The following is an 8306-nucleotide window of genomic DNA, read 5'->3' as shown; positions in this document are numbered from 1 at the left end:
GATTGGTGGGGGAGGGGGGGGTCGGGGTGGTCACCTCGGGCGTGCTGCCACAAGCGGTGATGGCGATAGCCAGTATCCATAAATAGCGCAGCATAAGCAGCATCATTTGACTCCTGCTGTTTCAGGGACTTGTGGGGATAGGATGTAGAACCCTTGAGCGACTTCTCATATAGTACCCTCTGGGGGTAGCTATCTCAACTAACATCGGAAGAACACTTAACGGACGGGTAACCCCACCACCCACAGTGTCGCGTAACGCCGATTGCCTTGACAGGCTTTGGGTCAGTGCTATCGTCAAAGCGTGAGGATGGGTCGCATCGTGAACCAAATGTGGGGTACCAAGCATTGGTTCTATGTGTTCGGGATGGCATTGGCGCTGTTGGTGGGGTGTAACCGGCCCACCCCTCAGCCGAGCGTTCAAATTACCTTTTCTCCTGCGAGCCTGACCCTGCAACAGGGCGAAACTAAGGAAGTGAGCCTCACCCTGGAGCGAACCAACCTGCCCGGCCTGGTGGTGCTGGATCTGGAGAGCCCTCCACCTACGGGAGTTAGGGCTACCTTTGAACCCAACGGCACGGAGGGTAATACCACCACCCTGCAGGTGCAGGCTTTGGGCACTGCAGCGGTGGGTGACTTTACTTTGCGCGTGCGGGTTTCGCAGGGGTCCTTTTCCCAGACCGCCGACCTGCCGCTTAGGGTAGAGCAGGCCAATGCACCCGATTTGCGCATCAGTCTGAACAATCTGACCCCCTCTATCCGCCAGGGGCAATACGAGGATCTTCTGGTAGATGTGCAGCGCATCAATGTAGGGGGTACGGTGGTGCTGACCCTCGAGCAACAAAACGGCAGCCCCCTGCCCTCGGGCCTGAGCGCAACCTTCAGCCCGAGCCAGCCCGGCAGCACCGTCTCGATCCTGCGGCTTTCGGTGGCCCCCACCGCTACCATTAGCACCTATCCCCTGCGCATCCGGGCCACCCTGGGAACCCTCGAGCGCACCCTCCCTTTCACCCTCACGGTCTTGGCCGCCTCGTCCGAATCCGATTTCCAGTTGAGCTTGAGCCAGTACCTGAGTGTAAAGCGGGGCGGCAGCCTGAGTGAGCCCCTCACCATTACCCGTACCAACCTGGCTGGCCCCATTAGCCTGAGCCTCGAGCAACAAAACGGCAGCCCCCTGCCCTCGGGGCTGAGCGCAACCTTTGCCCCAGAGCCCGCCGATGGAGATACTGCTGACCTGATCCTCTCCACCACCCCCAGCCTGCCGCTGGGCAACTACCTCCTGCGGGTACGGGGGGAACAGGGCACCGTTGTACGCACCGCCCTGGTGCTGCTGAACGTCTACGACGAGGCCAGGCTGACTGCGTCGGGGGCTGCCTGGGTCGCTGGCCAGGATAATAGCGGAGCCTGGCAGGTCGTAGCGCCTACTGTCGGAGAGTACCTGCTACGTGTGGGCAATGCAGGCGGGCGCTATGGCTGGGCAGTGGTGTGTAGCCGCACCGAGGGCAGCCCCTCCACTACTACCCACCAGGTGCGGGTTTACCAGCTCACCCTGGGCGAGGTGCGCGACCTGAGCCTCTCGTGCCCCCCGGCGGCCACCCCTGGGACTTTCTCCAACCTGAGCGGACAGCTAGCCGGTCTGAGCGGCAGCTATGGTCAGGTGGCCTACGGAATCTCCGCCGACTTTGTAGACCCCGCTCGAGATGGCAGCTTCCCCCCCACCCCGGCCTACCCCGGCTACCTGCTGCAAGGCGTGCGCAACGGCACCGCCCACCTGATGGCGGTGCGCTACCTGCCGCCCAGCACCCCAGGAACCCTCTTCCAGGCCGACCGGGCGCTCTTTGAGCGCAGCTACACCGTGTCGGGCAACCAGAACTTCAACCTGAACCTGACCGGCCCGACCTCGTTTGCCCTCGAGGGTTCCTACACCGCCACCCTCACCAACCCCAACCCCGGCGCCGAGGGCCTGAGCTACCTGGCCTACCTGACCCCCACCACCCAGACCCTCTACCTGGCCGACAGCCAGCAAAAAGCCGCCAGCCTGACCTACCGGGCCATCCCGGCTGCCCAGCGACAGGCCAACGAGTTTTACGTCTTCAACGCCCGCGAGGCTACCTTTGCCGGCCTAAACCTGCGCTCCCGCCAGGTGGTGCAGGGGCTTGCCGACCCCGCCAACCTGAGTGCCGGTTTCCTGAACCTGCCAGGGGCCAGCCTGACCCTGCTCGGCAACCAGTTCCAGGCTTCCTGGAGCCCTGGTTACACCTGGCTGGGCAGCGGCACCCGCCTGTTCAGCTTGCAGCTGGCCCAGCTTGCTGTTACCCCCAGCACCAACCTGGAGTGGCATCTGCACCTCTCGCAGGGCTGGCTCGGCACCGCTGTCAGCTATGCGGTACCCGACCTGTCCCAGAGCTGCGCCGCCACCCAAACCCCCTGCGTGCCCCTGCCCTCCAACGCGCCCGCCAACGGCTGGCAGGCGGTCTGGAGCCTGCAAAGGGGCCTCGAGCTCGACTGGTCGCTCAGTGCGGTGCAGATAAGCCTGCCTTTGCCCAACTGGCTCCCCCTGGCCCAGAGCAGCACCCCCCCTGCGGGCATCAATCTGGACGGCTTTAGCTTTGCCGCCGCCAGCGATGGGGGCATTCTGAACCCCAGCGCCCTGTCGGTACAACGCCTACAAAAGCTGGGAGCACCCCGGCTGCTGCCTGCCTGGCTCTCGCCCCGCTAAGGTGGCCTGGATTCCGAGCTCACAAAAATGCGGATAAGGCTTCTCTCAGGGGTCTGGTAACAAAGTCATCGAGATACTTCTGATACCAGATTCGGTTGATTCGTTACCAAAGGGTGACGAACTAACCGAATCTGTAACAACTCAACCTTCATCACGGTCTATCCCCCACCCAGCCAGCATCCCCACATTCCCTCAGTGCTTAAACTGTGGATGGAAAAGCGGCTCCACAAAGAAATACTGCCCGGGTAGTCCCAGGCAGTTTTTGAAACTTTGCAGGCTACGGTGCAGGCACTGGAGGCACCCGCACCTCGGTGATGGAAACGGGTTTGGCCTCATCGGAGGAGTTGTCGGTGCCATCGCCCAACTGGCCTTGCACGTTGCTACCCCAGGCCACTACCGAGCCGTTATCCAGCAGTGCCAGAGCATGGAAGAATCCGGCTGCCAACCCGCGGACCGTTCTGTCGGAAGCAATGCCCAGCACATCTACCGGGGTGGTTTGGTCGCCGGTAGTGGCTCCATTGCCAAGCTGGAAGGTAGAGTCGTCACCCCAGGACTTGACCGTACCGTCGCTCAGGCGGGCCAGCGTAAACTCGTAGCCTGCTTCAATAGCTTCCACACCCGACAAGGCGCTAACCATTACCGGAGTGCTAACCATTACCGGAGTGTTGCTGGAGGTGGTGGTGCCATTGCCCAGTTGCCCGTGGTTATTATAGCCCCAGGTACGCACCGTGCCATCCACCAGCAGGGCCACCGAGTGGTTACCGCCAGCGGCAATGGCCCTTGCGGTGATTCCGGCCAGCGGTACGGGGTTGGTGTAGGGGTCGTTGTTGCCGGTGCCCAGCTCACCGTTGGGGTTGTCGCCCCAAACCCAAATGCTGTCATCCGACCTCAGGGCCAGGGTATGATCATCGCCCGCTGCCAGGGCGATTACATCGGTCAGGCCCGAAATCTGCACCGGCGCTTCTTGGGGCGAGGTGGTGTTACCAATGCCAAGCTGGCCTACATCATTGCGACCCCAGGCATACACCGTACCGTCGGAAAGCAGCGCCAGTGAATAGTAGCGACCAGCCTCCACCGCCACTACCTTGGCATTGCTCGGTAGGCTGGGGGTCACCAGGTTGATGGTGCTGTTGGTGCTGCTCGAGTCGGTGGGGCCATCTCCTAGCTGGCCGAAGTCGTCCCGCCCCACGGCCCGCACCGTACCATCCTGAATTAGCGCCAGCGCGTGGTATTCCCCCAGCGATAGCGAGACCACATCGTTGGTTGGGTTGACCGAGGCGGGCGTGCTGTCGCTGGTGTCAGTGGTCACGCGGCCAAGCTGCCCGTAGGTGTTGTCACCCCAAGACCAGACCTCGCCGTTGAGCTTAACCGCAGCACTGAAATTCCCTCCTGCCGCAAGTGTGGTGGCTCGCAAGACCCTCAATGTTAGGGGAGCCGTGCGGGTCAGGCCACCGCTCTCGGCTTTTACAGTCAGGTTGTAGACCCCTTCCGGCACGGTTCGGTCTACCGTAAGCGTCACGGGGCCGGAGGCCGTCAGGCTGGTCGGGCCAATGCTGATGCCGCTGGGGGGCGATAGCAGGCTCAGGTCCACGGTGCCGCTAAACCCTGCTTCTGGTGTAAGGGTAAGGTCGAAGTCCGAGAAACCTTGCCCCTGGGCCCGCAGGGTGCTGGACCTGCTAAGTGAGATGTTGAACGAGGTCACGGTCAGCTCAAAGCTGGCGGTTTTGCTCAGGCTGCCCTGGGTGGCCACCAAAGTTAGGGTCTGGGGGCCAGTGGGGGTGGCCGTAGTGGTGCTGAAGCTAAGGGTGAAGTCCTGGGGGTTGGAGCCCGAGACCGTCACGCTGGCAGGCGAGACCGTCACGCCTGTCGGTGGGCTTTGCAGTGCCAGGTTAACCGTACCGCTAAAGCCGTTTTTGGGGGTGATGGTAAGCGTTGCGCTGGCCGAGCCGTTTTGCACCACCGTACCGGCAGTGGGGTTCAGGGCGATCTCGAAGTTGGGCTGGGGCGCTGCCGTCACGGTCAGCTCAAAGCTGGCAGAAGCGCTAAAGTTGCCCTGGCTGGCTTGTAGCGTAAGGGTGTGGGCCTGGATGGGGGTGGCACCGGTGGTCTGAATTTCCAGCGCAAAGTTCTGGGCACCGCTGCCTGTTACGTTCACGCTGGATGGGTTCAGCGAAACCCCCTCGGGCGGGCTTTGCAGGGCCAGGTTAACCGTGCCGCTAAAGCCGTTTTGGGGGGTGATGGTCAGGGTGGTGGAGGCCGACTGTCCGGGGTTTATCGTGGCGCTGGTAGGGTCCAGCGAAACCGTAAAGCCTGTTACCTTAAGGGTCAGGGTCACGGTTTTCTTCAGGCTGCCCTGGCTGGCCTCGAGGGTCAGGGTGTGATCCTGGATGGGGGTGGCGCCCGTGGTGGCGAAGGTGAGGGTTACGGATTGGGGAGCCGAACCGCTGATGTTCACCGACGAAGGCGACAGCGTGACGCCTTCGGGCGGGCTTAGCAAAGCCAGGTTCACCGTGCCAGTAAGACCACTCTGGGGCGTGAGGGTCAGGCCCACCTGCACCGAGTTGCCCTGAGCCACACTCAAGACATTTTGCCCTAAGGCGAGCATAAAGCTGGGCTGGGCCGGAGGGTTGCAGCCGACCAGTATGAGAACGGCTGCGAGGAGTAAAAGATAGTTTTTCACAGCACCTCCTTATTGTTCCAATCCCATCATAGGACTGCATCAGGTCTGGGCAAGAGACAAATGCATCTTCAGGCGTGCGCAGGCGCTTGCTCGCAAGATTGGGCGCGACCTAACCCACCGAGGCCACCCGCTCCACACGCTCCAGAAATGCCGCAAAATCCTCGGCGCTTTGCAGCACCAGTACCTCGTCCTCTACCGCTACCGCGAAGCCCTGCTCGCAGTGCGACAAACAGGAAACAAACTCCACCTCGAGGCTCTTGCCCACCCCGCCAAAGTAGCCCACCCCCAGGCGGGATTGGAGCAGCTCGAGCCTGCTTGCAAAATACTTTTCGCCCTCCCGGGCGTGGCAGCCGGTACAAATCGCCAGACGCAACACGCACTGAAGCCTAGGGGCTGGCGTTGCAAGCAACTGTAGCCTTGCGCCCGATGAAGGCCCTACTCAACGCCGCAAGCGCTCCTGCAGATACTGGGCCAGTTCCTTGACGGGCACCCTTTCCTGCTGCATGGTATCGCGGTCGCGCACCGTTACGGTGTCTTGCAAGGTGGTGCTGCCGTCCTGGCTCTTGCCGATGGTGTCGTAGTCAACCGTTATGCAGAAGGGCGTGCCCACCTCGTCGTGGCGGCGGTAGGCCTTGCCGATGTTGCCGGTGTCCTCGTAGAGCACCCGTCCAAAGCCCAGCGCCTGTAGCTCGGCTTTGAGGCGGCGGGCATAGCTGGTAATTTCCTCCTTGTTCTTTGCAAGCGGAATCACGGCTACCTTGATGGGGGCCAGGTGGGGTTTGAGCTTCAGCACGATGCGCTCTTCCCCATTTTCCAGCTTTTCTTTGTTGTAGGCTTCCGCCAGAACGGCCAGCACGCCCCGGTCTACCCCTGCCGAAGGTTCAATCACGAAGGGCACGAACCACTGCTTGGTCTCGGGATCCTGGACGGCCAGTTTGGCGGTGGAGTCGTGGTTTTCCAGCACCCTGGCCTGGATGCCCAGCTCGGCCTGGCCCCTGGTGTGGCTGCCCAGGTCGTAGTCGCTGCGGTTAGCAATGCCCTCGATCTCCTCGAAGCCCAGGGTGGGGTAGTTGTACATCAGGTCGAAGGTGCGCTTGGAGTAGTGCGAGAGGTCTTCCTTGGGCACGTCCAGCACCCGAATCTGCTCGCGGGGAATGCCCTGGGCCTCCCACCACTTGAGGCGGGTCTCGAGCCAGCGCTCGTGCCATTCCTCGTCGGTACCGGGTTTGACGAAATACTCAATCTCCATCTGCTCAAACTCGCGCACCCGGAAGATGAAGTTGCGCGGGGTAATCTCGTTGCGGAAGGCCTTGCCAATCTGGGCCACCCCAAAGGGCAGGCGCCGAGCGGTGGCGTCCAGCACGTTTTTGAAGTTAACAAAAATGCCCTGCGCGGTCTCGGGACGCAAATAGCCATAGGAGTCTTCGTCGGCCACCGGGCCAATCTGGGTCTTGAACATCATGTTGAAGGGGCGCGGCGGCGTCCAGTCGCCGGGCGCACCGTCGGCAGGGTCAATCACCCGGCAGGTGTTCATGGCCAGGGCGGCCTTTTCCGGCTCGGCCAGCAAGCGCGAGACCAGGGCCGCCAGGTTGTTGTTTTCGTGCAGGCCCATGGCCTGGGACAGGGCTGCCAGCACCTCGGGCTTTTGCTCCTTGAGCAGGTGATCCAGGCGGTAGCGTTTTTTGGAAACGCGGTTGTCTACCAGGGGGTCGGAAAAGGTGGCCTCGTGGCCGGAGTAGAACAGCACCAGCCGGTGGGTCAGGATGGAAGCGTCCAGGCCCTCCATGTCGTCGCGTTCGTAGACCATGGCCCTCCACCAGGCCGCTTTGAGGTTGTTTTTGAGTTCGACCCCCAGGGGGCCATAGTCGTAGGTGCCCTGGAGCCCCCCGTAGATGTCGGAGCCGGGAAAAATAAACCCCCGGCGCTTGCACAGGCTCACCAGTTCTTCCATCGTTTCTGCAGGCATATAACTCCCTTCGTTCGCCTAGGGGGGTTGGGCCCCTTCGTTTCTCCTCGCCTCAACCCGCGCCCAAACAATAAAAAATCCCCCGGCACGAATGCCTGGGGACGAAAGCTAAGTCTTCCGCGGTTCCACCCCAGTTCCTCGGAGGGTTGCCCCCAAGGCCCTTTGAGCTGCGCCCAAGTATGGCCCGCTGCCCTTCACCCGGTTCTTGGCTGCCTGGCTCACACCCTCCCAGGCTCGCTGTAGCGGAACGCCGGGCTACTCCTGCGGTTCGGCGCAAACGTTAGGCTAACACATTGCGCCACGCCTAGCAAGGATTTTGCTATCCTGAACCATGCCCCGCTGTAAAAACCGGGACGTCAGTAGAGGATTTCCTGACTTACGAAGCTAAGTCTTCGGAGCGGTATAAGCATGCCCAGGGCCAGGTTTTCGCTATGGCCGGGAGCAGCGAGCGCCATAACCAGCTGGCTTTTGAGCTGGCCATGGCCATAGCACCAAATTCCAGAGAGCGGAGCTGCCGGATCATGCCAAGCGATGTCAAAGTTCAAACGCCCTGGGGCGCTATTTACGAAAAAAATCCAGCACGGACATAAACCGTTGTGTCGCAAAAAACAAGCCCCATGTCGATATTGAATCGGTAGCAGGCCTGAACTTGCTTGAGCGTCTAATCATTTTCTTCAGCAATATGAAGCCCCTAACGCCCCGGTAATCGAGCTTTGCTGGGCTAGGACAAATGTCGCTAACGGGGTTTTGCAGAGGTGGGCTAATCTTTCCTTTAAGGTTCAGGCAAAAGGTTTGCAACGCTTCGTAACGTGTGGCGCGACTCATCTAAAGAATTCGGTTGAGTAACGAAGTGGTGTGATGATGGGTAAAAACCAACATTTTGGAGAGGATTGGTTTGAAAGCCGTTGCCAAGCAGAGAGGGAATGTTGTATTGGACGGTGACG

At 61.2% G+C, this 8306-nt stretch carries 5 protein-coding genes; 2 read left to right on the top strand and 3 right to left on the bottom strand.

Going from position 1 to position 8306, the window contains the following annotated elements; all coding sequences use genetic code 11:
- Positions 1-328: 328 nt before the first annotated feature.
- Complete coding sequence (locus Mhypo_RS16370) at positions 329-2716, top strand: COG1470 family protein (RefSeq protein ID WP_170148337.1); 2388 nt, start codon at positions 329-331, stop codon at positions 2714-2716.
- A 277-nt stretch (positions 2717-2993) separates the two neighbouring features.
- Here the strand turns inward: Mhypo_RS16370 and Mhypo_RS16365 are convergent, their stop codons facing one another.
- From Mhypo_RS16365 to Mhypo_RS16355, 3 genes are all read right to left on the bottom strand, one after another.
- Positions 2994-5396, bottom strand: a complete 2403-nt coding sequence (locus Mhypo_RS16365; protein WP_240637299.1) for an RCC1 domain-containing protein — start codon at positions 5394-5396, stop codon at positions 2994-2996.
- Positions 5397-5505: 109 nt separating this feature from the next.
- On the bottom strand, positions 5506-5772 hold the full coding sequence (locus tag Mhypo_RS16360) for a hypothetical protein (RefSeq protein ID WP_240637298.1): 267 nt from the start codon (positions 5770-5772) through the stop codon (positions 5506-5508).
- A 63-nt stretch (positions 5773-5835) separates the two neighbouring features.
- Positions 5836-7362 (bottom strand): glycine--tRNA ligase, encoded by a 1527-nt coding sequence (locus Mhypo_RS16355; protein WP_119342319.1) that lies wholly within the window; start codon positions 7360-7362, stop codon positions 5836-5838.
- Positions 7363-7733: 371 nt separating this feature from the next.
- Between Mhypo_RS16355 and Mhypo_RS16350 the strand changes: the two genes are divergently transcribed.
- Positions 7734-7952, top strand: coding sequence for a Uma2 family endonuclease (locus Mhypo_RS16350; protein WP_119342318.1), 219 nt, complete (start codon positions 7734-7736; stop codon positions 7950-7952).
- The last annotated feature ends 354 nt before the right edge of the window (positions 7953-8306 follow it).

This window comes from Meiothermus hypogaeus (assembly GCF_003574035.1).
Classification (GTDB): domain Bacteria; phylum Deinococcota; class Deinococci; order Deinococcales; family Thermaceae; genus Meiothermus; species Meiothermus hypogaeus.
This window is presented reverse-complemented; position numbering and strand designations above follow the sequence as displayed.

Excerpts from the sequence above, each read along its gene's own strand:
- Mhypo_RS16370 (WP_170148337.1), top strand. The coding sequence starts at position 329 with ATGTGGGGTACCAAGCATTGGTTCTATGTGTTCGGGATGGCATTGGCG.
- Mhypo_RS16355 (WP_119342319.1), bottom strand. The coding sequence starts at position 7,362 with ATGCCTGCAGAAACGATGGAAGAACTGGTGAGCCTGTGCAAGCGCCGG.